The organism is Sorangium sp. So ce363 (assembly GCF_051520435.1).
In the GTDB taxonomy this organism is placed as follows: domain Bacteria; phylum Myxococcota_A; class Polyangia; order Polyangiales; family Polyangiaceae; genus Sorangium; species Sorangium cellulosum_B.
The window spans coordinates 10,991,577-11,016,469 of the sequence record NZ_CP150333.1; the positions used below are offsets into that span (position 1 = coordinate 10,991,577).

18 protein-coding genes are annotated in these 24,893 nt (G+C 71.6%); 12 read left to right on the plus strand and 6 right to left on the minus strand.

The features are described 5' to 3' along the window. Nucleotides 1-66 precede the first annotated feature (66 nt). Nucleotides 67-1,686 (minus strand): AgmX/PglI C-terminal domain-containing protein, encoded by a 1,620-nt coding sequence (locus WMF12_RS41325; protein ID WP_437854153.1) that lies wholly within the window; start codon nucleotides 1,684-1,686, stop codon nucleotides 67-69. Nucleotides 1,687-2,383: 697 nt separating this feature from the next. Between WMF12_RS41325 and WMF12_RS41330 the strand changes: the two genes are divergently transcribed. The 5 genes from WMF12_RS41330 to WMF12_RS41350 all read left to right on the plus strand — a co-directional run bounded on the left by WMF12_RS41330 (nucleotide 2,384) and on the right by WMF12_RS41350 (nucleotide 7,333). Further along, on the plus strand, nucleotides 2,384-3,307 hold the full coding sequence (locus WMF12_RS41330; protein ID WP_437854155.1) for a hypothetical protein: 924 nt from the start codon (nucleotides 2,384-2,386) through the stop codon (nucleotides 3,305-3,307). A 52-nt stretch (nucleotides 3,308-3,359) separates the two neighbouring features. Then, a complete protein-coding gene (locus WMF12_RS41335; RefSeq protein ID WP_437854157.1) occupies nucleotides 3,360-4,256 on the plus strand; it encodes a hypothetical protein in 897 nt (298 codons plus the stop codon). A 269-nt stretch (nucleotides 4,257-4,525) separates the two neighbouring features. Continuing rightward, the gene (locus WMF12_RS41340; RefSeq protein WP_437854159.1) at nucleotides 4,526-6,001 is read left to right on the plus strand and encodes a TonB family protein; all 1,476 of its coding nucleotides are present in this window, start codon (nucleotides 4,526-4,528) and stop codon (nucleotides 5,999-6,001) included. Nucleotides 6,002-6,059: 58 nt separating this feature from the next. Beyond that, nucleotides 6,060-6,590 (plus strand): thioredoxin, encoded by a 531-nt coding sequence (locus WMF12_RS41345; protein WP_437854161.1) that lies wholly within the window; start codon nucleotides 6,060-6,062, stop codon nucleotides 6,588-6,590. A gap of 107 nt (nucleotides 6,591-6,697) precedes the next feature. Continuing rightward, complete coding sequence (locus WMF12_RS41350; protein ID WP_437742249.1) at nucleotides 6,698-7,333, plus strand: AMIN-like domain-containing (lipo)protein; 636 nt, start codon at nucleotides 6,698-6,700, stop codon at nucleotides 7,331-7,333. 73 nt (nucleotides 7,334-7,406) lie between these two features. Here WMF12_RS41350 and WMF12_RS41355 read toward each other — a convergent pair whose 3' ends face one another. Further along, nucleotides 7,407-8,645 (minus strand): LysM peptidoglycan-binding domain-containing protein, encoded by a 1,239-nt coding sequence (locus WMF12_RS41355; RefSeq protein ID WP_437854163.1) that lies wholly within the window; start codon nucleotides 8,643-8,645, stop codon nucleotides 7,407-7,409. 200 nt (nucleotides 8,646-8,845) lie between these two features. Between WMF12_RS41355 and recD2 the strand changes: the two genes are divergently transcribed. Together recD2 and WMF12_RS41365 are read left to right on the plus strand one after the other, a co-directional pair. Next, nucleotides 8,846-11,266, plus strand: a complete 2,421-nt coding sequence (gene recD2 / locus WMF12_RS41360; RefSeq protein WP_437854165.1) for an SF1B family DNA helicase RecD2 — start codon at nucleotides 8,846-8,848, stop codon at nucleotides 11,264-11,266. Nucleotides 11,267-11,693: 427 nt separating this feature from the next. Further along, entirely contained in the window at nucleotides 11,694-12,827 is a 1,134-nt protein-coding gene (locus tag WMF12_RS41365) for a tetratricopeptide repeat protein (protein WP_437742252.1), read from the plus strand. 72 nt (nucleotides 12,828-12,899) lie between these two features. Here WMF12_RS41365 and WMF12_RS41370 read toward each other — a convergent pair whose 3' ends face one another. From WMF12_RS41370 to WMF12_RS41385, 4 genes are all read right to left on the minus strand, one after another. Next, on the minus strand, nucleotides 12,900-13,742 hold the full coding sequence (locus tag WMF12_RS41370; protein ID WP_437742253.1) for an HAD family hydrolase: 843 nt from the start codon (nucleotides 13,740-13,742) through the stop codon (nucleotides 12,900-12,902). Between the two features lie 85 nt (nucleotides 13,743-13,827). Next, the gene (rpmA, locus tag WMF12_RS41375) at nucleotides 13,828-14,085 is read right to left on the minus strand and encodes a 50S ribosomal protein L27 (protein WP_272102141.1); all 258 of its coding nucleotides are present in this window, start codon (nucleotides 14,083-14,085) and stop codon (nucleotides 13,828-13,830) included. Between the two features lie 14 nt (nucleotides 14,086-14,099). Beyond that, entirely contained in the window at nucleotides 14,100-14,408 is a 309-nt protein-coding gene (gene rplU / locus WMF12_RS41380) for a 50S ribosomal protein L21 (protein WP_437712533.1), read from the minus strand. Nucleotides 14,409-14,695: 287 nt separating this feature from the next. Beyond that, nucleotides 14,696-17,311: an ATP-dependent Clp protease ATP-binding subunit gene (locus WMF12_RS41385; protein ID WP_437854168.1), complete on the minus strand. Its 2,616-nt coding sequence runs from the start codon at nucleotides 17,309-17,311 to the stop codon at nucleotides 14,696-14,698. 80 nt (nucleotides 17,312-17,391) lie between these two features. Here WMF12_RS41385 and grxC point away from each other — a divergent pair, with 80 nt between their 5' ends. The 5 genes from grxC to WMF12_RS41410 all read left to right on the plus strand — a co-directional run bounded on the left by grxC (nucleotide 17,392) and on the right by WMF12_RS41410 (nucleotide 24,828). Further along, on the plus strand, nucleotides 17,392-17,685 hold the full coding sequence (gene grxC, locus WMF12_RS41390) for a glutaredoxin 3 (protein WP_044966993.1): 294 nt from the start codon (nucleotides 17,392-17,394) through the stop codon (nucleotides 17,683-17,685). Nucleotides 17,686-17,875: 190 nt separating this feature from the next. Continuing rightward, nucleotides 17,876-19,519: a serine/threonine-protein kinase gene (locus WMF12_RS41395; protein WP_437854170.1), complete on the plus strand. Its 1,644-nt coding sequence runs from the start codon at nucleotides 17,876-17,878 to the stop codon at nucleotides 19,517-19,519. Between the two features lie 7 nt (nucleotides 19,520-19,526). Next, entirely contained in the window at nucleotides 19,527-20,759 is a 1,233-nt protein-coding gene (locus WMF12_RS41400) for a hypothetical protein (RefSeq protein WP_437854172.1), read from the plus strand. Between the two features lie 271 nt (nucleotides 20,760-21,030). Beyond that, complete coding sequence (acs, locus tag WMF12_RS41405; protein WP_437742257.1) at nucleotides 21,031-22,998, plus strand: acetate--CoA ligase; 1,968 nt, start codon at nucleotides 21,031-21,033, stop codon at nucleotides 22,996-22,998. 267 nt (nucleotides 22,999-23,265) lie between these two features. Then, nucleotides 23,266-24,828 (plus strand): serine/threonine protein kinase, encoded by a 1,563-nt coding sequence (locus WMF12_RS41410; RefSeq protein ID WP_437854174.1) that lies wholly within the window; start codon nucleotides 23,266-23,268, stop codon nucleotides 24,826-24,828. Nucleotides 24,829-24,893 lie beyond the last annotated feature (65 nt).

The window sequence follows — 24,893 nt, forward strand, 5'->3', positions numbered from 1 at the left end:
GGGACGCAGCAGCCCACAGAGAGGCGGAGAAGGCGAATCGGCCTCTGGAGGGGTCGAGGCGAGGAATCAGCCGCCAGAGGGGCTGAAGAGGAGGGGATAGGTCACGGTCACGATGCCAGCGTCCGGCGGCGGGAACGACAGCCCGTAGAACGAGCGCACCACGCAAGAGACCACGCCGGCGTCCGGCAGATCGGAGCCGCCGTTGTGGACGCTCGATACCGCCCCGTCGCGGCCGATCACGAAGCCGACCGACACGCGCCCGGTGAGGTTCGGGCTGTTGCGCAGCCCGTTCTCGTAGCAGAGCCGGAAGCGGCCGAAGTTCTGGCGCACGATGCGCTGGATGACCTCCGGCGGGATCCGGCCCGACACCGAGGGCGAGCCGACCCGCATGCGCGGCGCGCTCGCCTTGTGGCCAGGGCCGTTGGCGAAGCGCGACGCGCCGCCGCCAGGGCCGAAGCCTTGCCCATCGCCGACGCCGCTCCCGTGGTTGATGGTGCCGATGGCCCCGATCCCGATGCCCGTGAAGCGCCCGTCGCCGCCCTCGCCGACGCCCGTCAACCCGAGCCCGCCCACGCCGCCCGACTCGTCGATCGTCTCACCCCACATGTTGGCGATCACGCTCCTTTCGCCGTTACCGAGCGTGTCGGCGCCGCCCCAGGGCGCCGAGAGCGCGTTGGGATCGCCGCCGGACCCCGCCTGGAGCACGCCGATCATGCCGAAGCGCGCCGCGTCGTCGAGCGCCTGGGCCCGCGAGATCCGCACGTCGCGGTTGTCCTTCGGCCCCTGGATCTCGAAGCGCCCGCCCGTCTTCCGGCTCGTCTCGCTCCCGGCCTTGCCCGACTCGCCCATCGCGGCCGCGCCGGAGCCGCCCTCGCGCTCGGTCTGGCCGGTCGCGTCGGTGACGTCCTTCACCTCGGGCAGCTCCTTCTCGGCGATCGCGCCGATCGCCTGCGCCATGAGGTAGGCCTGCTCCGCGCTCACGCCGCCGTCGTCGGCCATCGCGAGCGGGGGCATGAACGCGGCCATGGCCCCGAGCAGGCCGACGTGGAGCAGCGTCGAGAGCGCGGTGAACGGCAGGTTGCGGCGGTCCATGCCGGCCTTGCCCGCGACGCGGCGGCCCGCCCTGCCCACCGCCACCTCGAACCCGAAATCGCCGAGCTCGAGCCTCGCGCGAGCGCCGGGCGGCAACGTGATCCGCCGCGCCCCGTCGAGCTCCGCGCACGGCGCCGCGCGGCCCGTGGCGATCGCCTGCGCGATCGTCATCCTGCAGCTGCCGAACTCGATGGATCCCGACGCGCCCGGCGGGATGACGGCGCTCACCTCACCGCCCTCGCCGACGAGCACGAGCGGCGCCCGCGCCGCGCCGAGCCGCTCCGCAGGTAGGAAGAAGTCGCACACGCCCCCGGGGCCCTCCGCCTCGCCGACATGAAAGGCGCGCGGCGGCGTCAGGTGCGCCACGTGAAGCGGGGTGTTCCCCCACCGGATGATCACCTCGAGCGACAGCGCGTCGGTCTCGCACTCGTCGGCGGGGACGTCCGGCGCGCTCTTGACGAGCGCGTACGTATAGGAGCCCTCCGGCGCGTCCGCGGGCACGTCGGCCTCGGTGGCCGGATACGGGCTGAAGGGCAGGTTGCTGAGGAACGGATTCGAGGGTGCGATGCCCGGAGCCATCTTGAACGTGTCCATCGGAGAACAGCCCTTTCCCTGCTCGCGCTCGCGCGCATGTCCGCGCGGCGAGCGGTCTGAATGGAGCGAGCCATCGAGGGCCCGCCTCTCTCGGCGCGCCCCGGCGCACGCGCGGCGAGCTTCACCGCTCTCTGCGTGCGCCGCGGAGCACCGCGTCCACGCCAGGGATCGACAGCGCCGCCCGCCCCAGGTTCCGGAGCCGCGCCGCGATTTTCAGCGGCGCATCCGCGCGCCGGGGGGTTCCAGTTTCTGGACCGCCGCCCGGCGCCTCGAGGTGGTGGTGGCCCGCGCCATCACCCCGCGGGATCGCGCCGCCACCTCGAGCGGAACCGCGGGGCGGCCGACGGCAGCCGACGGCGGTCGACGGCGCCCGCGCGGGCACGATCCCCGCGCATCCCAGGGAGATGGCTGAAGCCTGGGGTGACGCGACGCCCCCGCTGGCGGACGCCAGGCGATGGCACGGAAGCTGCGAATAACGTTGGGTGCGTTGGCGACGTCGTCGAGGTCGACGCCGTTGTCGACGTCAACGACGCGCGACCGCGCTGAACGGAGCGCGGCGCGCTGACGCCCGCGCCCGTCGACGCTGCCCGGCGCCGGTCCACGCCCGTGGTCCACCGTCGGCGCGCCCGTGGAGCGCGCGCTGGGCGGCGGGCCGCGGCGAACATCCACCGATCGAGACAACGAAGGAGTCGAGCGTATGAGCAACAGGCGATTGTTCCATGTCCTCGCGGGGGTTCCGGTGCTCGGGTGCCTCCTTGCGATGCCGTCGTCGGCGCGCGCGCAGCACGAGGCGCACGTCTACGGGGTCGCAAACTTCGGACACACGGGGGAGTGCGAGGACGACACCAGCCTGTCGCACTCGGTGCACACGAGCACCGCCGCCGCCTTCGCGAGCACGTTCAACCTCCTCAGCATGGTCTCCCTCTGGGACGAGGTCTCGACGCGCAACAACACGAGCGCCCGGGGGAGCTACTGGACCGACTCGAGCCAGGCGGCGTCCTGCGCCTGCTCGGCGAACGACATGGCGTCCGGCTCGGGCGCGGACGAGGCCGATGTCGTCTTCATCCACACGCACGGCTGGCACGACGCCGGGAGCTCGTCGACGCCCGCCTACAGCGGCCTGGTCATGGGCAACGGCAGCTACGACTGCCGCGTCCTGACGAACGAGAACATGCTCTTCGGCAACCCGGGCACGGGCGGGGATCTGGAGATCGCGGTCGTCAAAGCGTGCCAGTCAGGCGACTACGACGTGTGGAAGAACGGCGGATACCGGCAGCAGATCACGACCTCGGACAGCACCATGACGATGTGGAACGCCTTCCACGGCGACTCGTCGTGCGGCAATCACGTGAAGGACTACGTGGGTGACTACTCGATCAGCTCCATCTCCAACGGGGTGGGAGAGAACTGGATCGACGAGGCCTACGACGACAGCCAGTTCAGCAACGACGATGACTGCCCCGTCTCCATCGTGTTCGGCGCGTCGTTCGCGTCGCGGGAGCTCATGTACGAGTACGGCGGGTGGCGCGACCGGAAGAACACCGGACTGAAGACCGGCTCGACCATCTACTACATCGCCGGCTGCGACCCTTCGAACGGGCGCGTGCTGCCCGGCGGATGAACGACGAACGCTGCGTGTTGCCCGAGGGATTCGAACGACAGGAGACATGACGATGACGACGCGAACGATTGGTTTCTGGGCCGCGCTCTCGATGACCCTCATCGCCTGCGGGGCGCCGGAGGTAGCGACCGAAGGGGGCGGCGACGACGGCGAGATCGCCGCGACCGCGCAGGCGATCGAGGGGTTCACGTTCGACGCGCGGGAGCTCGCCACGGCGCCCGCCGCGAGGCTCCCGGCGGCCCGGCTGACGCTGCGTTCATTCGATGACGCGCTCATCCAGCGCTCGCTCATCGGGGCCGATCAGCAGTTCACGCCGCTCAGCGAGCTGGGGCGCCGGACGGAGCACGAGTCGGCGGACTGGACCTACGAGAAGGACCCGTCGAACGGCCAGGTGCTCGTCCTGCGAAAGACGCCGAGCGGGCCGCGGATCTCGCCGGACGAGGCGCTCCTCCGGCGGAACGCGCTGGCGCGCCTGAACAGCTGGGGCATACCGAACGACGAGATCGGGGCCGTGGTGCAGCGGAGGACGCTGCGCGAGGATCAGGACGGAACGGCGGCTTCCGCCCCGGAGGTCCATCGTTACAAGACATTCGTGTTCCGGGCCGTGAACGGCGTCCGGGTCCAGGGGCATCGCGCGGTCGTGACCCACACGCTCGATGGGACCTTCAACCGCGCCCTCGTCCGCTGGCCCGCCATCGCCTCGACGGGCCACCGGCTCCGCACCGCGCTCACGGCGCCGGAGATCGAGCGGCGCGCCGTGGAGGCGCTCTCGGCAGAGGGGGAGAGAGGCGGCAGCGTGCGGCTGCGCTGGAAGTACGTCACCACGCCCCTCACGAGCGGAGAGGTGACCCTGACCCTGACCGTGGGCGCGATCCTGGGCGCCGGGGCCACGCCCAGCGGCGTCACCGAGGAGCCGCGCGAGGTCGACATCGATGTCGCCGCGCTGTGACGGGCGTGCCGGAGGAGAGGCGCCCCGCGCTGGACAGCGCGCGGGCGCGGGCCGCGCGAAACCGGATCGCAACGGTTCGGCGCTCGCTGGTTAACCGCGGCGGACCCATGGGACGAGGCCGTCAGGAAAACGTGTCGGCAACTCCCCGCATCGCTCGCGCTCCACCGCCGTACGGTCCAAGCCGCATCGTTGATCCAGAGCCGCGCAGTCGGCCAGAACACACGAGTTGGGGTGGCGGTGCGCCCGTCATCGCGCATATAGTAAAGACCATGGGTGCGGCCAGGAGCAACGGTCAAGACCCCCTCATCGGCGCGACGATGGCCGATCGATACCGGATCATCTCGCTCATCGCGCGAGGGGGGATGGGCAGGGTCTACAGGGCAGAGCAGTTCGCGCTGGGCCGGGTCTGCGCCCTCAAGCTGCTCCTCCCCGATGAGCGCCTCGAGCAAGATCCGGAGTTCTTTCGACGCTTTTCGCGCGAGGCGGCGACCGCGGCGAGGCTCACCCACCCGAACTCCGTCACGGTCTTCGATTACGGCCGGGACGATCCGCGCGGGATCTACTTTATCGCCATGGAGTATATCGCCGGACGCACGCTCCACCGCGTGCTCCACGACGAGGGCGCGCTCCCGGAGGCGCGCGCGGGCCGGATCGCGCGGCAGATCTGCCGCGCGCTCGCCGAGGCGCACGGCCTCGGCCTCGTGCACCGGGATCTCAAGCCGGGCAATGTGCTCCTCGTCGACCAGGAGGACGAGAAGGACTTCGTCAAGGTGCTCGACTTCGGCCTGGTCAAGGACGTCTCGGGGCGGCAGCTCGACGAGCTGACGCAGAGGGGCCTGTTCATCGGCTCTCCCAAGTACACCGCTCCGGAGCAGGCGATGGGCCACGAGCTCTCGCCGCGCGCGGACGTCTATGCGCTCGGCGTCCTGCTCTACGAGATGCTCTGCGGCAGGGCGCCGTTCGACAGGAAGGTGGCCTCGGCGACGCTCATGGCGCACGTCAGCGAGCCGCCGCCGCCGCTCGCCGATGGCGCCCAGGGCGCGCTCGTGTCGCCGGCGATGACGGCCATCGTGATGCGGTGTCTCGAGAAGAGCCCTGACAGGCGCTTCCAGTCGATGAGGGAGTGCCTCACCGCGCTGAAGAGCGCGGCGGGCGAGCCGACCGACGCCTCGCGGGCCTCGGTCCCGGACCGCCTGTCCCTGGCGCAGCCCCGGGGCGCGCTGCCCTCCGCGTCGTCGATCCCGGAGCTCCGCATCTCGGCCTTCTCGCCCTCTCCCAGCGAGCCGCTCGTGTCGCTTCGCTCTGCGCAGCTCGACTCGCTCTCTCCGCCGCTGGCCCCCGCGACCTTCAGCGGCTCCGTCGCCCCGCCCCGTCACTCGACCATGTCCCTCTACCTGGTCGCGCTCGTGGCGGCGATCGTCGGCGGGGGCCTGGTGCTGGCGCTCGGCTGGCGCGGGCCGGACGCCACGAGCACCCCTGCTGCCGTCCAGGCCGCCCCCACGCCGGTCGCCGTGCCCGTCTACACGCGCGAGGCGCGGCAGGCGCGCGTCGAGGGGACGGTCCTCGCGAAGTGCGTGGTGACGACGACCGGCAGCCTCACCGGCTGCCGGATCGTCAAGGGCGTGCCCCACATGAACGAGGCGGTCCTCGCCGCCCTCGCGGCGAGCCGCTACCAGCCGGTCACCTACCAGGGCAGGCCCGTCGACGTCGACTACGTGTTCTCGATCAAGCTCGTGCTGCCCTGAGGCGCTGGCGGCGCGGCCAGCCCTGAGCAAAGACCCTGGCCGAGAGGCAAACGACGACGTGAACGCTCATGGCAGGAAGGGGTCGGTTTGCGCTGGACTGGTCCTCTGTCTCGCGGCGCTGCTCGGCTGCTCGCGGGAAGAGACCTCCCAGCCGGCCGCTGGGAGCGGGGCCACGCGGCCGGCGGCGCTGCGGGCCGAGCTCGAGCCGGCGCCGGAGGGCGGCGAGCTCGCCGCGCTGGTGCAGCAGGCGCGGGAGCGCGCGCGGCGGGAGGGCCGCGAGCTCGTCGTCTACGTGGGCGCGCCCTGGTGCGAGCCGTGCACGAGGTTTCACGACGCGGTGAAGGCCGGTCAGATCGACGCGGTCCTGCCTGCCCTGCGCCTGCTGGAGTTCGACCTCGACCGCGATCGGGAGCGGCTCGCCGAGGCCGGCTACGCGTCGGAGATGATCCCGCTCTTCGTCGTGCCCGGCGAGGACGGCCGGGGAACGCCCCTCCGCATCGAGGGCTCGGTGAAGGGCGAGCGCGCGGTGGACGAGATCGTGCCCCGGCTCGCGGCCATCCTGAGCCGAGCGCGGGCCTCGGCGCGGTGATCCTCGAGGCGCGCCGGCCGTCCCGCCCGCGCGAGCGCCGCCGCGTCGCGGTGCGCGTCGGCGTCTCGGTGGACGCGCGGAGGCCGCGGCACCATGGATGGGACCTCATGAGGACCACCGCCCTGCTGCTCGCAGCCGCCGCCGTGTCGCTCGCCGCGGGCTGCCGCAACGGCGCCGGCAGCGAGCCTGCCCAGCCCACGCCGAACGTCACGCCGATCGACACGCGCGCCTCCGCCGAGCCGGCAGCGGACGACGAGCCGCCCACGCCGCGGCCCCCGAAGGAGGCCGATCCCACGAGCACCGACGCGTTCGAGGGCACCGCGGGCGCCACCGACAAGCCGCGCGCCGCCGCGAAGGTCGCGGTCCTGCGCGACGTACGGGCAGCCCGGCACGAGCACTACGACCGCGTCGTGTTCGAGTTCGAGGGGGACGCGGTGCCGGGCTACCACATCGACTACATCGACAAGCCGGTCCGCCAGTGCGGCTCGGGCGACGTGACGGAGATCGCGGGCGACGGATGGCTCGCGGTGCGGATGACCCCGGCGGCGGCGCACAACGACGCGGGGGCTCCCACGATCCCGTTCCGCGAGCGGAAGCTCGCGCTCGGCGTGGCGCGCGAGATCGAGCGGACGTGCGACTTCGAGGCCGAGGTGACCTGGGTGCTCGGGGTCTCGTCGCCGAACCGGTACCGCGTCCTCGAGCTGACCAAGCCGGCGCGGCTCGTCGTCGACGTGAAGCACTGAAGCCGCGTCCACGGCACCCCTGCGGCTCCCCGCGCCGCGGGCGGGCCGCACGGCGCGGCGCGCCTCCCGCCGCTCAGCCGTCCAGCGCGGGCCCGGGCTCGCCGTGGCGCGCCGGCGGCGGAGGCGCGTCGGCCGCCTTCGGCGGGGGCAGCTTCCGCGGCGGCACGACGACCTGCTTCGGCGGCGCGGCGGGGCCGCTGGACGGCCGCGGGATGTTGTAGACGCGCTTCGCCTGGATCGCCGTGGATCGAAGGCCGTTGGCCCGCTTGATCGCCTCCACGGTGGTGCCGTACTGCCGGGCCAGCGAGCCCAGGGTCTGCCCCTTCTTCGCGGTGTGGCGCACGTACTGCGACGTGGGCTTGATCGCCCCGCGCTTCACGAGCAGCGGATACGCACGCGCGGCCGACTCCTGCGCGATCGGGCTGTAGAACCGGACGTGGATGTGGTTCGTGTGCCCGCGGGCGTGGCGGACGAGCGGGCGCGGCTTCCTCGACCCGAGCTGGAAGACCTCGTCGAGCCAGTCCTTGTCCTCCCCGATCTTCAGCGCGTGCTCCTTGAGCAGCCGCTGCACGCTGCTGTCGATGAGGATGAGCTCCACGTCGGTCTCGGTGACGAGCGCCCGGACGAAGGCCCAGGTGCGCTCCCGATCGAGGTTCGCCGCCGTGGCCCGCTGGTACCAGCGGTGCCGGGCGTCGAGGAAATAGCTGATGTCGACGTCGCGCCCGGCCTGGTGGCTCTTGTGCGGCGAGAGGCGGCCGCCCTCCCGGGCGCTGATGTGCCCGATGTAGAGCTTCGGGCTCCCCGGGAACTGCCGGTGCACCTCGGCGATCGCCCGGTCGATCGCGTCGATCGTCTCGCGCGTCCCCCAGGCGTGGGCCGGATCGACGAGCTCCCACCGATCGCCCTCGGGCATCCGGACGCCGTTGAACAGCGCGCCCGCGTTGGTCGCGCCCAGCGACATCGGCCCGAGCGCCGCAGGGTCCTTCGAGAAAAGCTCCTCGATCTGGGCCTCGGTCATCGCCGAGAGCGGCGAGTGCGCCCGCGCCCCGGTGCCCGGATCCGCCGGCAGCTCCAGGCCGTCGTCGACCTCACCGCCGTCGTCGTCGACCTCGGCATCGTGGGCGTCCGCGAGCGCGGCCTCCTCCGCCGGCGTCCCGGGCGCGGGCGAAGGCGAGGCGCCGCGCTGCTCCGGGGACACCCCGGAGGCCACGCGCAGCAGGCTGTCCTTGGACCGCGCCGCCTCCGGCGCCCTCCCGGCGCAGCCCGTGAGGAGGAGGGCGCAGAGGACGGAAACCAAGCTGCTGCGCCCCATCGCGGGCCCACTATACTGACGCGAGGGAGCGACGCCAACCGCGGCCCAGCGCTCGCGCGCGGCGCGCTCCACGCGACGCGCGTTCAGCGTGAGCCCAGGTTACGGGGCGCCATGGGGCGTTGCGCGATGTTTTGCAGCGGCGCTCGCGTCCGCGCACGAGGACGTTGCCGCCGCCGCGCCGGCGGCTACATGCTGCCCTCGTGCAACCGTCCCAGCGGAGCGGCCGCCCCGATCGGGCGGCCCGGGGGGCAGCCGCGCCGGCGCCGACGCCGGGGCCGGACAACGCGCCGCGCCACGACGACCGCGGCGAGCGCACGGGCGGGACCGGTGAGCGGCAGCCGGGCGGTGGGGGCCAGCAGAAGCTCTTCTCGGCCCGGGAGGTGGCGGGCAACGGGGCGGCGACGGTCGAGGGAGAGGTCGTCCGCGTCACGTACGAGAGCGAGTCGAGCGGCTTCCGGGTGCTGCGGGTGGAGGTCACCCCCGGCGCCCCGCCGGAGGTCTGGGTCGGCGTGCTCCCGCCGGTCGGGCCGGGCACGCGCGTGCGCGCGACGGGGCGCTACGAGCGCGATCCCAAGCACGGCGAGCAGCTCAAGGTCGAGACCCTGCTGCCGATCGCCCCCGCCACGCTCGATGGGCTCGAGCGCTACCTCGGGTCCGGCATGGTGCAGGGCATCGGCCCGGCGTACGCGAAGCGGATCGTGGAGGCGTTCGGCGCGGAGACGCTGGAGATCCTCGACCGGTCGCCGGAGCGGCTCGCCGAGGTCCCCGGGCTCGGCCAGCGGCGCGCGCAGGCCGTCGCGAAGGCGTGGGCGGCGCAGCGGGCGATCGGGGCCATCATGATCTTCCTCCAGGCGCACGGCGCCTCCCCGGCGCTGGCGAGCCGCATCTACAAGCGGTTCGGTCCCCACGCGATCGACATCGTCTCCCGCTCCCCGTACCGGCTCGCGCTCGACGTGTGGGGCATCGGCTTCAAGACCGCCGACCGGATCGCGCGCTCGATCGGCGTCCGGGCCGACTCGCCGGAGCGGGCGCAGGCGGGCGTGCTGCAGACGCTGGTCGATCTGTCGACGCGCGGCCACACGCTGGCGGCGCGGCCGGAGCTCGCGGAGCTCGCCGCGGCGATGCTCGAGCGCGACGCCGCGGAGGTCGACAGCGCGATCGACGCGCTCGTGGCGAGCGGCCATGTGCGGGTCGAGACGCTCGAGACCGGCGAGGTGGCCGTCTATCCGAAGGACCTCCACGAGGCCGAGGTGCGGCTCGCCCGCCGGATGCGCTCCTTGCTGGGCGACGACGAGGCGCCCGAGGCGCGCCTCGTGGAGAGCGTCGACGCGGCGATCGCCGCGTTCGAGGCGAAGACGCAGGTCTCGCTGGCGCCTGCACAGCGCGACGCCGTGGCGCAGGCGGCGCGGAACAAGGTGCTGGTCATCACGGGCGGCCCGGGCGTGGGCAAGACGACCATCGTTCGGGCCATCCTGGCGCTCTTCGACCGCGCCCGGCTCCCGGTGCGGCTCGCCGCGCCCACGGGCCGCGCCGCGAAGCGGATGAGCGAGGCGACGGGGCGCGAGGCCGTCACGCTCCACCGCCTGCTGGAGTTCGATCCCAAGCAGCGCAAGTTCGGCCGCCAGCGGGGCCGGCCGATCGAGGCGGGGGCCATCGTGGTCGACGAGGCGTCGATGCTCGATCTGGCGCTCGCCGACGCGCTCCTGCAGGCGACGTCCGACGCCGCGCGCCTCGTGCTGGTGGGCGACGTCGATCAGCTCCCGTCGGTGGGGCCGGGCGCGGTGCTGCGGGACGTGATCGCCTCCGGCGAGGTGCCCACGGCGCGGCTCACGCAGATCTTCCGCCAGGCCGAGGGCAGCCTCATCGTCCGGAACGCGCACCGGATCCACGACGGCGAGCCGCCGGAGGGCGCGCGCGGGCCCGGCGGCGAGTTCTACGTGATCGAGCGGATCGAGGCCGAGGCGGCGGCGGATCTGATCCTCCACCTCGTGACGGAGCGCATCGGCAAGGGGTTCGGGCTGGATCCGCGGCGCGACGTCCAGGTCCTGACGCCGATGCACAAGGGCGAGGCGGGGGCGATCACGCTGAACGCGCGGCTGCAGGCGGCGCTGAACCCCGAGGGTCCGAGCGTCACGCGCGGCGCGAGGACGTTACGGCTCGGCGACAAGGTGATGCAGCTCCGCAACGACTACGACCGTGAGGTGTACAACGGCGACGTCGGCTTCATCACGGACGTGAACACCGAGGAGCGGAAGCTCCAGGTGCGCTTCGACGATCGCGAGGTCAGCTACGAGGAAGCGGAGATCGACGAGCTGACGCTCGCCTACGCGACGAGCATCCACAAGAGCCAGGGGAGCGAGTATCCGGCGGTGATCGTGCCGATCCTCACCCAGCATTTCGTGATGCTGTCGCGCAACCTCATCTACACGGCGGTGACGCGCGGCAAGCGGCTCGTGGTGCTCGTGGCGGATCCGCGGGCCGTGTCGCTGGCGCTGGCGGAGACCCGCCGTGAGGAGCGCCGCACGCACCTCGCGGAGCGGCTGCGCGGCGGCGCGCCGGCGCGCGCTGGATCGGCGCGCACGCTCGAGGCACCCCTCGCCGCCGGCCCACGACTCGACTAGGACGGCGCCTGAGAGGGCGAGCGAGATGGGCGTCCGAGACGGCGATAGCGACAGCGAGCAGGACAGGGATCACACGAGCGACCGCGAGGCGGCGACGGCGGCGCGAACCGCAGCGGCGCAGCCGGCTTCGAGCGCGGGGACCGCGGCGAGGTTCACGGTCGCGACGCGCGGATTCACGGGTGGAAGCGGTGGAAGCGGTGGAAGCGGTGGAAGCGGCGGAAGCGCGTCTGACCCGAACGCGATGGCCGCGATGAGGCCGCGCGCGCTCCGAGCTCCCCCGTTGCCCGGCTGGGCCCTCCCTGCTAGCGTTCGCGCCCCTTCTACACGAACTACGGCCCCCATCATTACGGCGCGCAGGGTACCGGGGCGAGGCTGGGCGATGCCTGCGCCTCGGCGCGCGTGGGGGAGAGATCTCGGAGCATCGACGATGACGACCAACGGACAGCAGCAGGCGGGTGGGCTCAACATCACCGGAGGAGCGGCGATCGTCGCGCCCGTGAGCGCGTTTCCGAACGGCGTGCCGGGGAACGCGCTCATCGTCATCCCGATGAACAAGCCGACCGACGAGCTGAAGGGCCTGCTCGAGCAGGGTCCCGCGGCGGTGACCCTCGAGCAGATGTGGCAGCTCCTCGGCTTCAACGGGCCGGCGGTGCAGGTGCAGGACGATCAGGGGCGCCCGATCGCGATCGGCCTGGAGGACCTGCTCGCGGGGCTCGAGAAGCACTGGACCGAGCAGCCTGACGACCTGAACCGCGGGCGCATCTACGCGCAGGAGCTCCTCAAGCACAACCGGCTGGCGCGCGCCGAGCAGGTGCTCTCGAAGGTGGTCGCGAAGGGCGGCACGGGCGACGACTGGCTCGCGCTCGGCATCGCGCAGCTCTCGCAGGACAAGCACGACAAGGCCGAGGGGACGCTGAAGGGCGCGCAGAACCTGCTCAAGGACAACCCCTACCCCTCGCTGCACCTCGCGAAGCTCTACCAGGCGAAGAAGGACGACGCGAAGGAGCGCGAGTTCATCGAGAAGGCGCTCGCGATCGACGTGGACTGTATCGACGCGTGGGCCTACCTCTTCCAGTACGAGAAGCAGCGCGGCGACGAGGCGAGCGCGGTCGCCGCGATCGAGAAGTTCTCGGCCGACAAGAAGACGGCCGCGCCGTACATCGCGATCCAGGGCTTCTACGCGGCCAACGAGGAGACGCGGGACAAGGCGGTCGAGTACGCCAAGAAGGCGGTCGCGCAGAACCCGGACAACCCGCTGGCGCTGCTCTGCCTGTCGGCGCTCTACGGGCAGAAGAACGACCTCGAGGCGGTGGTCCGCCTGCTCCAGCCGCACGAGGCGAAGATGAGCCGCGACGTGCGCCTGGCGAACAACTACTTCGAGGCGCTGTTCCAGTCGCGCCAGCTCGAGAAGGTGACCAAGCTGCTGAATGCCCTCGCGGGCTCTCCGAACAAGGAGGTCAAGCAGTTCGCCATCGAGCGGTCGCGCGCGGTCGCTCAGTACCTGCAGCAGCAGCAGCAGCAGCTCGCCGCGGCGGCCCAGCCGGCGCAGCGCAAGGCCTGACGCGCAGCAAGGCGTGGGGGGGCGCTGAGCGGCGCTCCTCCGCTGCCCTCGGCGCTCCCCGTCTGCCGGCGCTCAGCGACCGAAGGCGCGGCGGATGGCTTCGGCGATGCCGCCGCCCACCAGGCCGTCGGCGTTCAGGCGATCCGTCGCCGCCTGCTTCACCTGCTCGGGCGCCTGCGCCATGGCGAACGATCGCCCCGCCACCTCGAACATCGGCACGTCGTTGAGCCAGTCGCCGACGACGACCACGTCCGACAGCTCGCAGCCGTGGTGCTCCGCGAGCCACGCGATCGCCGTGCCCTTCGTCGGCCCAGCGGCCCGGACCATCATCGCGAAGAGGCTCGTCTGGTCGTCCCTCATGAGGGGGAACGAGACGACGAAGGCCGCTTCACCGAGCTCGGCTCGGACCTCCTCGACGGCCCCCGCGACCTGGAGCTCGGTCCCGAGCGCGACCAGCGCGAGCAGGCCGTGGTCGTGCTCCCAGTATGGGTGCGACGAGACGCGCTCGACCTCGGCGATGGCGTGCGACCAGCCCCGGACATAGTGGACGTGCGGCGCGCCGGTCGCGTCGTGGACGATGCTGTCCTGCGCGAAGAGGAACGACGCCGTCGCGTGTCGCTCGGTGATCGAGCGCAGGAGGGACGCCTCGGCGCCGGAGATCGTGCGCGAGTACAGGTGCGCGTCGCCCTCGGTGTGCACGATGTGGCTGCCGTCGACACACGCGATGGGGCCGAGCACGCCGATCCGCCGCGCGACCTCGCGCGTCCCCGAGTACAGACGCCCGGTCGCGATCGAGACCGGGACGCCGGCATCCTGGAGCCGCTGGATGGCGCGGAGGTCCTCGTCGTGGATGGACCCATCACGACGGACAAGGGTCCCGTCGACGTCGAGGGCGAGGAGCTTGTAGGTCGTCACCGCGCTTGAGTAGCTCGGAAGCGCGTGGAGCGCAGCAGGCGGGACGGGATGGGACGGTTCAGGACGCCCTCCCGGTGAGGAAGGCTCAGGAAGCCGGGTAGACCGACACCTGCTTCTTGGTGTTGGACTTCCACTCGTACGTGACGACGCCGTCGACGAGGGCGAAGAGCGTGAAGTCGCGGCCGGTGCCGACGTTGTGGCCGGCGTGGATCGAGGAGCCGACCTGCCGGACCAGGATGTTGCCAGCGCGCACGGGCGCCCCGGCATACACCTTGACCCCACGGCGCTGTGCGCTTGAGTCGCGGCCGTTCCTGGAGGAGCCGCCGCCTTTTTTGTGAGCCATCTCTACTTCTCCTGCTAGGCGGTGATGCCGGTGATCTTGAGCTCGGTGTACGGCTGGCGATGGCCGTTCTTGCGGCGGTAGTTCTTCCGCCGCCTGAACTTGAAGACCACGATCTTCTTGCCGCGGTCCTGCCCGGTGATCTCGGCGGCGACCGAAGCGCCGCTCACGAGGGGCTTGCCAACCTTGGGAGAGTCACCGCCGACGAGGAGCACCTCGCTGAAGGTGACCTTGTCACCGGCATTGCCGACAAGCTTCTCAACCCGGAGCTTCTGACCTTCGGCGACCCGATACTGCTTGCCGCCCGTCTTGATGACCGCGTACATGGTGCGTCTTCCTCAACCTGGGGACCGCGATCCCTCGCCATACGCCACGCAAATGGCCCTCGATCGGAGGACCCGGTGAGCGAGGGAGCGGCAGTATACGGACCTTCTCCGGCTTGGCAAGTGGTTCGCAGCGGCGTCGCCCAGGTTCTTCGCCGGAGCGACGCCCGCGGCCTCCGGGCGTGGGCAAGGCCCTGGAAAGCCCCTGGCAAAGCGCAGCCCGGACCGCGCGCCCGGTCGCGGCGCGGGTTGCGCTCGCGCTCGTCGCGTACCGCGCGCCTGTTTCGCCCTCACGCCTTGGTGAAGACGAACTTCTCGTCGACCACGTCGACCTGCATCGTCTGGCCGGGCTGGTACCCGCCGGCGAGGATGGTCTCGGCGAGCGGGTTCTGGAGCTCGCGCAGGATCGCCCGCTTCAGCGGGCGAGCGCCGAGGCTCGGCTCGTAGCCGAGCTCGACGAGCCGGGCCTTCGCGGCGTCCGTGAGGGCGAGGCGGATGTCCTTGTCCGTGAGCAGCTGCTCCAGCCGACGGAGCTGGATGTCGACGATGCCCCGGAGGTCCTCCTTGCTGAGCGCCTTGAAGACGACGATATCGTCGACCCGGTTCAGGAACTCGGGGCGGAAGAACCCGCGCAGCTCCTCGAGCAGGACGTCGCGGATCGCCTCGCGCCCGTCCTCCGTGGTCCAGAGCTTGGCGTCGGTCTCGAGCACGCGCTTCGACCCGATGTTCGAGGTCATGATGACGACCGTGTTCGAGAAGTCGGCGAGCCGCCCGCGGCCGTCGGTGAGCCGGCCGTCGTCGAGGATCTGGAGCAGCAGGTTGAACACGTCCGCGTGCGCCTTCTCGACCTCGTCGAACAGGAGCACGCTGTACGGCCGGCGCCGGGCGGCCTCGGTGAGGAAGCCGCCCTGCTCGCTGTCCGCGTAGCCCGGGGGCGCCCCGATCAGGCGCTGGGCCATGTGGCGCTCCATGAACTCGCTCATGTCCATGCGCGTCAGCGCCTGCTCGTCGTCGAACAGGAACTCGGCGAGCGCCTTCGCGAGCTCCGTCTTGCCGACGCCGCTCGGGCCGAGGAACAGGAACGAGCCGATCGGCTTGCCCGGATCGCGCAGGCCGACGCGCCCGCGGCGCACCGCCTTCGCGATCGCGCGCACCGCCTCGTCCTGACCCACCACCCGCTGCGCGAGCCGCGCCTCCATCTTGAGGAGCTTCTCGGCCTCGCCCTCGAGCATCTTGGCCACCGGGATGCCGGTCCAGTCGTTGAGCGTCGCCGCCACGTCCGACTCGGCGACGACGTTCGAGGTCGGCGCGACCCCCTCCCGCTGCGCGGCCTCCTCCGCGGCCTGGAGCCGCCGCCTGATCTCCGGGAGCGTGACGTGCTCGAGCTCGCCGATCTTGGCGAACGCCTTGTCGCGCTGGGCAGCCTTCAAGGCCTCCGTCGCGGCGACGAGCTCCCGGCGGATGGCCTGGCACGCCGCGATGACGCCGCGGCGCGACGCGTTGCGGCTGCGCATCGACGACGCCTTCGGCTCGATCTCCGCGAGCTCCGCCTCCAGGCGCGCGCGGGTCTGGGCGCTGAGCTTGTCGTCGTCGTCCGCGAGCGCGGCGATCTGGGCGCGGAGCGCGTCGACACGCCGGGTCAGCGTGTCGAGCTCGGCCGGCACGCCGTCGACCTCCACCCGCTTGCGGGCGGACGTCTCGTCGAGCAGGTCCACCGCCGTGTCGGGGAGCGCGCGATCCGAGATGTACCGCTTGGCCAGCGCGACCGCCGAGGTGATGGCGCTCTCCCCCACCCGGACGCGGTGGTGGGCCTCGTACTTCGTGGCGATCCCGCGCAGGATCTCCGTCGCCTGATCGATGCTCGGCGCCTCCAGCGTGATCGTCGAGAACCGCCGGATGATCCCGGGATCGCGCTCGTTGATCTTGCGCACGCCCTCGGGCGTCGTCGTGGCGATGATCCGGATCTCCCCGCGCGACAGGAGCGGCTTCAGGAGCTCGCCCACGCCGGCGCCCTGCACCCCCTGGCCGAAGAGCGCGTCGAGATCCTCGACGACGAGGATGCTCTCCGCGTCCTGCTCGCCGCGCAGCCGATCGACCAGGACCTTGAGGCGCTGCTCGATCTCCCCGCGGAGCTTCGCCCCGGCGACGAGCGCGCCGGTGTCGAGCTCGTAGAGGTGGGCGCCCGCGAGGTTCGTGGGCACGTCGCCGTGCGCGATCCGGTCGGCCAGGCCCCGGATGAGCGCGGTCTTGCCCACGCCGGGCTCGCCGACGATGAGGGGGTGGTTCTTGAACCGCCGCTCGAGGATCTGCAGCAAGCGGCGCGCCTCGACGTCACGGCCGATGACCGGGTCGAACCGCCCCTCGCGCGCGTCCGCGACGAGGTCCCGCGTGTAGGGCGCGGGTTGACCCGGCTCGGCCGCGTTGGCCGGCGCGGGCGAGGGCTCCCGCGAGGCCGCCTCCAGCGCCCCGAGGTGCGGCCGGAACGCGCCCGGACCGATGCCGAACGAAGAGAGGATCTCCCCGGCAGGCCCGCGGATCTCCTGGGCGAGCGCGTGCAACAGGTGCTCGATGCCCACGTTCTGCGACTTGTCCCGGGTCGCCTCCCGCTCGGCGCGCCCGAGCAGATCGAGCAGGCGAGGGCTCACGTACGCAACACCGCTGCTGCCCGCCCTGGACAGCTTCTTCAGGGCGTTCTCGGCGAGCTGGAGCACCTCGTTCGGGTCGGCGCCCGCCCGCCGAAAGACCTCGGACACGCCCCGATCGCGCTCCAGCAACCTCATGAGCAGGTGCAGCGGCGTGACCTCCGCGTGCTGGCGCTCGTCCGCGATCTGCTGTGCGCCGGCGACGACCTGCTTCGCGTCGCCGGTATAGCGATCGAGGTGAATCGTGCCCTCTTTCTCGGCCATGCGCGCAGCCTACCGCAAGGTGGAGCCCTGTGCGCTTGCATCTTTGGCCTGCCCGGGAAAGGAAAGAGGACGAGATGCCCATGCAAGCAGCCGAAGTCACCATCTACGTCACCGACTACTGCCCATACTGCGCCATGGCGAAGCGCCTGCTGACGCAGAAGCAGGCGCGCTTCACGGAGATCAACGTGGAGAACCGCGATGACCTCCGCGCCTGGCTGGTCAAGGCCTCCGGGCAGCGGACGGTTCCTCAGATCTTCATCAATGGAGCCAGCATCGGCGGATTCAGCGACCTCTCGGCCCTGGACAAGGAGGGGGGGCTCGATCCGCGCCTCGGCGAGGCGCCGAGCGCAGACGCACCTCCCATGCCGCGCTGAGGCGGATGAGGGTGGCTGAGGTACGACGGAGAATCCTCGTCGGACGCACCCCTCGGGCCCCGCCGGCGAAGGTGCACCCCGGCGTGAGGAGGTGATAAGCTGCCGCGCGGGGACGGGGCGCAGCTTTCTTTGATGCGGTTCGTCCAAAGGGCTTCACGGGCTTCATCCGCTTCCCCCACGTCGAACCGCCATGCCTAGCAGCACCGACACCACCGCCGCAGCGACCCAGCTGGTCGAGGGGGCGCTCGTCGGAAAGCGGGTTCAGAAGTACGAAATCGTACGGACGATCGGGCGTGGCGGGATGGGCACGGTCTACGAGGCGGTGAATACCGCCATCGGCAAGCGCGTCGCGATGAAGTTCGTCGACGCCGATCTCGCGCAGAACAAGGACGCGGTGGCACGGTTCCACCGCGAGGCGCAGGCGGCGAGCGCCGTGGAGAGCGCGCACATCGTCGAGATCTTCGACGCCGGCTTCGCCGACGACATCCCCTTCCTCGTCATGGAGCTGCTCCGCGGCGAGGATCTGGGCCACCGCATCCGGCGCTGCGGCAGGCTCGATCTCGGCGAGGCGCTCCACGTGACCGCGCAGCTCCTCCGCGGCCTCCACCGCGCCCACGAGGCGGGCATCGTCCACCGTGACCTCAAGCCGGACAACGTCTTCCTGGTCGACCGCGACGACGACCCGAACTTCGCCAAGATCCTGGACTTCGGCATCTCGAAGGTGCGCCGCGCCGACGGCGCTCCGGCCCACACGTTGACCCGGCAGGGCACGGTGCTCGGAACGCCGTTCTACATGTCGCCGGAGCAGGCGCAGGCGATGCCCGACGTGGACGGCAGGACCGATCTCTGGGCCGTCGGCGCGATCCTCTACGAGTGCCTCACGGGACACCCGCCGCACAGCGGCAGCTCGTACGAGCAGGTGATCGTCAACATCTGCATGAAGGACGCCCTCGACGTGCGGATGAGCAACCCGGCCGTCCCCGAGCCGATCGCGCGCGTGATCGCGAAGGCGCTCACGCGGGACAGGGACGCGAGGTTCTCCTCCGCGCGAGATTTCCTCGACGCCCTGGTCGCCGGCGCCGGCGGGCTCCTCGCGTCACGGCGCAGCTCGAGCGACGAGCTCGGAGCGCACACGACGAGCGCTCCTGGCGCCCTCGGGCAGACGCCGGCGAAGCAGACGCCGGGGGATCCGAGCATCGGGCTGGATCCGACGCTCGAGGTGCACGGGAGCGGCTCGAAGGTGGGCTGGTCGAGCAGCGGGCCCACGGGCGCGCGCGGCCCGCGGCGGCTCGCGTTCGCCGCGGTGGCGCTGGTCGCGCTGGTTGGCGGGCTCGCCGGCGCGGTCCTTCACGCGCGCCGCTCGCCGGAGGCGGGCACGGTGGCCACCGCGCCTGCGCTGCCCACCCAGGTCTCGGTCGAGCTCCGGACGAACGCCGAGGGCGCCCTCTTCACCGTCGACGGCGCGGCGCTGGCCGACCGCACGCTGCGCGGCCGCACGGGCGAGACGAAGCGTGTGCGGATCGAGGCCTCCGGCTACACGCCCGTGGACAAGGAGGTGACGCTCCAGGACGGCAGCTCCCCGATCGACGTCCTGCTCCACCCGCTGCCGGCGGTGACACCGGCGCCGCCTGCGGCCGAGGCCGCGACCGCGGCGCCCGCCCCGGCGCCCAAAGCCGAGCCGATCCCGAAGAAGGCAACGGCGCTCCCCTTCGCTGCGCGCCCCAGGGGCACGGGCGCCGGGGCGAAGGCCGCCGGTCCGGCGCAGGCCACCCCGGTGGTCGCGACGCCGAAGCCGGCGGGGGTCGCGGCTGGTTTGCAGCTCAAGGTCGACTGAGGCGGGATTGGGCAGATCACACGGACGACTCACGCTGGCGCTCTGCGCGGCGACGCTCGGCCTGGCCGTGCAGCTCTCGCCGGCGCTCGCGCAGGTCGAGCCGTACCGGCAGCACATGGAGAACGGCATCAAGCTGTTCCAGGACAGGAACTACCGGGCCGCGGTCGTCGAGTTCGAGGCGGCCTACAAGGAGAGGCCGAAGGCCAGCCCCCTGTTCAACATCGCGCTCGCCGAGAAGGCCCTCTTCAACTACCCGAGGGCCATCGCGGCGCTCGAGCGCGCGCTCGCGCAGCACCGCGACACGATGGATGAGGGCGACGAGAAGACGGCGCGCAGCGCCATCGAGGAGATGCGCGCGCTCCTCGCCCATCTCACGATCGAGCTCAGCCCACAGACCGCCACGCTGATCATCGACGGCGAGGAGCAGCCCCCCTCGTCCTCGGGGACGCGGGTCGTGGAGCTCGGGCCGGGGGTGCACCGCATCGGCGCGCGCGCCGAGGGGCACGCGAGCGCTGACGAGAGCGTCACCGTGGTGAGCGGCGAGCGCGACAAGAAGGTGAAGCTCGCGCTGGTCCCGGACAGGGCCCCCGCGACCCCGGCGGCGCAGCCGTTCACGCCGCCCCTGCCCCCTCCGCCGAAGCCGGTGCCCCTCTCGCTCCCGCCGCAGGGCTACTATGTGATCGGCGCCGCGTCGTTGCTCTGGCCGCTCGGCCACCCGCGAGCCTTCCCGGCGCCGGAGGCGAACAGCGGCGGGGCTGGCTCGATCCGGGTCGGATACCGCGTGAACACCCCCGCGGCGTTCGACGTGATGCTCCAGTACGCGAACATCGCGACCGGCTCGGACGACCCCGCTTACCCGAACGCCAGTTACACGCTCGGCTCGACGCGCCTCGGGCTGAACGTCCGCCTGATGACCCCTGGGCAGACCTGGCGGTTCGTGGGCTCGATCGGGGGCGGTCTCACCTACGATTCCGTGAAGTTCGACAGCATCAAGACGCAGGACGGAGACATCTGCAATGGCCTGTGCCAGAAGGCCGCCGGGGTGAACGCGTTCGTGTTCTCCGAGGTGGGCGCCGAGCTGGACCTCGGCGGCGTGCTCCTCGGGTTCTCGCTCGACAGCTACTTCCAGTCGTCGCGCGGCATCAGCTACAAGAACCGCGACGAGGACGACGTCACGCTGTACTCGGCCGTGCTGCTGCAGCTGGGAGGCAGCTTGCACGCCGGCTATGCGTTCTGGTGATCGGCCTCTGTCGATCCCGGCCGCTCGTTCCATCCTTGTTCTGCCGCTTGACGGATGTATCCTCGCACGCCCTCGCGGCGAGTCGTCGAGGGTTCGCCGCGCTCTCCAGCGGGGAGCGTGGGCCGGGGATCGGCTGCTGCCGTCCTCTTCAATCATGTCAGCCGGGGATCGGCTGCCGCCGTTCCCTTCAACGTCAGCCGGGGATCGGCTGCCGCCGTTCCCTTCAACGTCAGCCGGGGATCGGCTGCCGCCGTCCCCTCAAGGGGTGACCATGTCGCAGGATGCCATCACGTCGTTGCTCAAGGAGACGCGCCGGTTCGAGCCGCCGGCCGAGTTCTCGCGTCGTGCGCGCGTCGGCGCGCAGGCGACCTACGAGGCGCTCTACCGCGAGAGCATCGAGCAGCCGGACGCGTTCTGGCGCCGGGAGACGAGCGACCTCGTGTTCCGCACGCCGTGGACCACGACCAGCGACTGGTCCTTGCCGCACGCCAAGTGGTTCCTCGGCGCCACCCTCAACGTCACGGAGAGCTGCCTCGATCGACACCTGACGACGGCCACCAAGAACAAGGCCGCCATCATCTGGGAAGGTGAGCACGGCGCCACGCGCACGCTGACCTACGCCCAGCTCCACCGCGAGACGCTGCTGCTCGCCAACGCGCTCAAGCGGCTGGGCATCGAGAAGGGGGACCGGGTCGCGATCTACATGGGCATGGTCCCCGAGGTCGCCGTGGCGATGCTCGCGTGCGCGCGCCTCGGCGCGGTGCACACCGTCGTGTTCGGCGGCTTCGCCGCGGACGCGCTCCGCGACCGCATCCACGACAGCCAGGCCAAGCTCGTCATCACGCAGGACGGCGCGTACCGGCGCGGGCAGGTCGTGCCGCTGAAGGCAACCGTCGACAAGGCGCTCGCGCAGCCGGAGGCGAAGAGCGCGACGCGCGTCGTCGTGTACCAGCACCTCGGCAAGGAGCGCTGCGAGGTGCAGATGACGGAGGGCCGCGACGTCTTCTGGCACGACCTGCTCGCCGGGGCCGCCCCGGCCTGCGAGCCGACGGTCGTCGACGCCGAGCACCCGCTCTTCATCCTCTACACGAGCGGCTCGACCGGGAAGCCCAAGGGGGTGCTCCACACGACCGCCGGCTACCTGGTCGGCGCGCACGTCACGACGAAGTACGTCTTCGATCTGCGCGACGACGACGTCTACTGGTGCACCGCCGACGTCGGCTGGGTGACGGGCCACAGCTACATCGTGTACGGCCCGCTCTCGAACGGCGCGACGTGCCTCATGTACGAAGGCGCCCCGAACTTCCCCGACTGGGGCCGCTTCTGGCGGCTGATCGAGAAGCACGGGGTCACGATCCTCTACACCGCCCCCACGGCCATCCGCGCCTTCATGCGGCAGGGCGACGAGTGGCCCGCGAAGAGCGATCTGTCGAGCCTCAGGCTCCTCGGCTCGGTCGGCGAGCCGATCAACCCCGAGGCGTGGGTCTGGTACCACCGGACCATCGGCGGCGGCCGCTGCCCGATCGTGGACACCTGGTGGCAGACGGAGACGGGCTCGATCATGATGACCACGCTGCCCGGCGCGTCGTCCTCGAAGCCGGGGTCGACCGGGCTGCCGATGTTCGGCGTCGTGCCCGAGGTCGTGACGAAGGACGGCAAGCCCGTCGCGGCGGGCGAGGGCGGGCTGCTCGTCCTGAAGCAGGCGTGGCCGTCGATGCTGCGCACGGTGTGGGGCGACGACGAGCGCTTCCGCAAAACATACTTCAGCGACATCGAGGGCTGCTACTTCACCGGCGACGGCGCGCGCCGCGACGAGGACGGCTACTTCTGGGTCGTCGGCCGCATCGACGACGTGCTGAACGTGGCCGGCCACCGCATCGGGACGGCCGAGATCGAGAGCGCGCTCGTGTCTCACCCCTCCGTCGCAGAGGCGGCCGCGGTCGGTCGCCCGGACGACCTCAAGGGGCAGGCGCTCGTGGTGTTCGTCTCGCTCCGGCCGGGGGTGAAGGCCGGGCCGGAGCTCCAGGCAAAGCTCGGCGAGCACGTCGCCAAGGAGATCGGCAAGTTCGCGCGCCCCGACGCGATCCGCTTCGCGGACGCCCTGCCGAAGACACGCAGCGGCAAGATCATGCGCCGGCTCCTGAAGGACGTCGCCGCTGGTCGAGAGCTGACCGGCGATACCTCGACGCTCGAGGACCTGAGCGTCATGGCGAAGCTCCGCCAGCAAGAAGAGGAGTGAGCCCCGCGGCGGCGCAGGGGCGCGGCCGTGCCCCTGCGACCGACGCGAGGACACCGCGCGCGACGGGGCGGCGCCTGCTCCTCGGCGAAGGGGAGGAGAACCCACGGAAGAGCTCGATCCTGCGGCTCTTCCGCCGCGCTCGGCCCCGGGAAGAGCGACGGCGGCCCACGACCGGCATCCGGCGGCTTACGGTCGGATCACCTCGTTCGCGCCGGAGAATTTGATCCTCTGCATCGGCGCGGAGGATACTCTGTGGCGAGGGCGCGCTTGGAGCTCGAAGCTGGAACCGTCGTTGCGAACCGGTATCGCATCATCCGCCAGCTCGGCCGCGGCGGCATGGGCGAGGTGTTCGCCGCGGAGAACATCCGCACCGGCCGTCAGGTGGCGATCAAGCTCCTGCGCGCGGAGTCGAAGGCCAAGTCGTCCGCGGCCGAGCGGTTCCGGCGCGAGGCGCGCGCCGCGGGATCCATCAACAGCGATCACGTCACCGAGATCCTCGACGTCGAGGAGGACCCCGAGCACGGCATCGTCCTCGTGTTCGAGCTGCTCGAGGGCGAGTCGCTGATCGATCGGCTGAAGCGGACGGGACCGATCGATTTCGAGGAGCTTCACCCGATCATCGAGCAGGTCTGGATGGGGCTCGCCGACGCGCACCGCGCGGGGATCATCCACCGCGATCTGAAGCCGTCGAACGTGTACATCGAGGCGCGCCCCGACGGGTCGAAGCGGGTCAAGATCCTCGACTTCGGCATCTCCAAGCTGCCGAAGGAGATGGGAGCAGAGACCCTGACCGAGATGGGCCAGAGCCTGGGCACGTTCTCGTTCATGCCGCCCGAGCAGATCGGCAAGGCGAAGACGGTCGACCACCGCGCGGACATCTACGCCTGCGCCACGATGATTTACCAGTCGATGAGCGGCCAGCTGCCTTACCAGGCGCGCAACCTGCTCATCATGGTCGAGATGAAGCAGAAGACCGCCGCGCGGACGCTGGCCGAGGCGATGGATGGGCCCGTCGACCCGCGGCTCGAGGCGTTCCTCGCGAAGGGGCTGGCGCGGGAGCCCGCGGACCGCTTCCAGAGCGCGCTCGAGGGGCTCACTGCCTGGCGGGAGCTGCGGCCCGCGAGGAGCTCCAGCCATCCGGTCAGCGGCTCACCCATCTCCACGCTGCCGGCAAGCAGCGCCTCCGGCCATGCGCGCAGCTCGCCCATCCCGCCAGCGCACCAGAGCTACAAGCCCCCGTCCTCCGGCGCGGTCAAGCTCCCGGTGCCGCCGGTCGACCCCATCTTGATCCGCACGGCGACCGACCCGGGGGCGCAACCGCGGGTCGAGGCCGTGCGCCCGCACGGCGAGCCTGAGCGGGCGGCCCACCCCCTCGTGGAGCCGCCGCTCACGCAGAACGAGGGCCAGCTCCCGCCGTACATGCCTGGCGGGCGCGCGCCGGGCGTACAGACGGCGGTGGCGCCCGTCCAATGGACCGGCCCGAACGGCACCATGGTGCTCAACAACGTGGCCCGAGAGCTCGTGCCCCCGCTCGTGTCCCACCCCGTGACGCCGCGGACGCTCCCGGATTTCTCCGAGGACAGCTCGGGCGGGTCGACGACCGGCCAGGGTCCGACGCTCGTCTACAAACCCGTGCGGCCAAGCATGGGCTCGGCGAGCCTGGGGCCCACCACCGCCGGTGAGCCAGAGCCGATCGAGCAGCGGCCTCCGGCGCCGCCGCCAGCGCGAACGCTTCGAACCATCGTCTATGTGCTCGCGGCGATCCTGTTCGCCGTCGTGGGCTTCCTCCTCATGGGGTATGCCCTCGAGTACCTGGACATGCCGAAATAGGCCGCGCGCAGCGGCTCCGCGTCGGACGTGCCGCTCTCCGACGCGCGAGCGCGCGGCGGCCGGCG

Coding starts and splice junctions, on each gene's coding strand:
- WMF12_RS41385 (WP_437854168.1), bottom strand. CDS start 17,311: ATGGCCGAGAAAGAGGGCACGATTCACCTCGATCGCTATACCGGCGAC.
- WMF12_RS41355 (WP_437854163.1), bottom strand. CDS start 8,645: ATGGGGCGCAGCAGCTTGGTTTCCGTCCTCTGCGCCCTCCTCCTCACG.
- grxC (WP_044966993.1), top strand. CDS start 17,392: ATGCAAGCAGCCGAAGTCACCATCTACGTCACCGACTACTGCCCATAC.
- WMF12_RS41395 (WP_437854170.1), top strand. CDS start 17,876: ATGCCTAGCAGCACCGACACCACCGCCGCAGCGACCCAGCTGGTCGAG.
- WMF12_RS41325 (WP_437854153.1), bottom strand. CDS start 1,686: ATGGACACGTTCAAGATGGCTCCGGGCATCGCACCCTCGAATCCGTTC.
- acs (WP_437742257.1), top strand. CDS start 21,031: ATGTCGCAGGATGCCATCACGTCGTTGCTCAAGGAGACGCGCCGGTTC.
- WMF12_RS41335 (WP_437854157.1), top strand. CDS start 3,360: ATGACGACGCGAACGATTGGTTTCTGGGCCGCGCTCTCGATGACCCTC.
- WMF12_RS41350 (WP_437742249.1), top strand. CDS start 6,698: ATGAGGACCACCGCCCTGCTGCTCGCAGCCGCCGCCGTGTCGCTCGCC.
- WMF12_RS41365 (WP_437742252.1), top strand. CDS start 11,694: ATGACGACCAACGGACAGCAGCAGGCGGGTGGGCTCAACATCACCGGA.
- rplU (WP_437712533.1), bottom strand. CDS start 14,408: ATGTACGCGGTCATCAAGACGGGCGGCAAGCAGTATCGGGTCGCCGAA.
- WMF12_RS41340 (WP_437854159.1), top strand. CDS start 4,526: ATGGGTGCGGCCAGGAGCAACGGTCAAGACCCCCTCATCGGCGCGACG.
- rpmA (WP_272102141.1), bottom strand. CDS start 14,085: ATGGCTCACAAAAAAGGCGGCGGCTCCTCCAGGAACGGCCGCGACTCA.
- WMF12_RS41330 (WP_437854155.1), top strand. CDS start 2,384: ATGAGCAACAGGCGATTGTTCCATGTCCTCGCGGGGGTTCCGGTGCTC.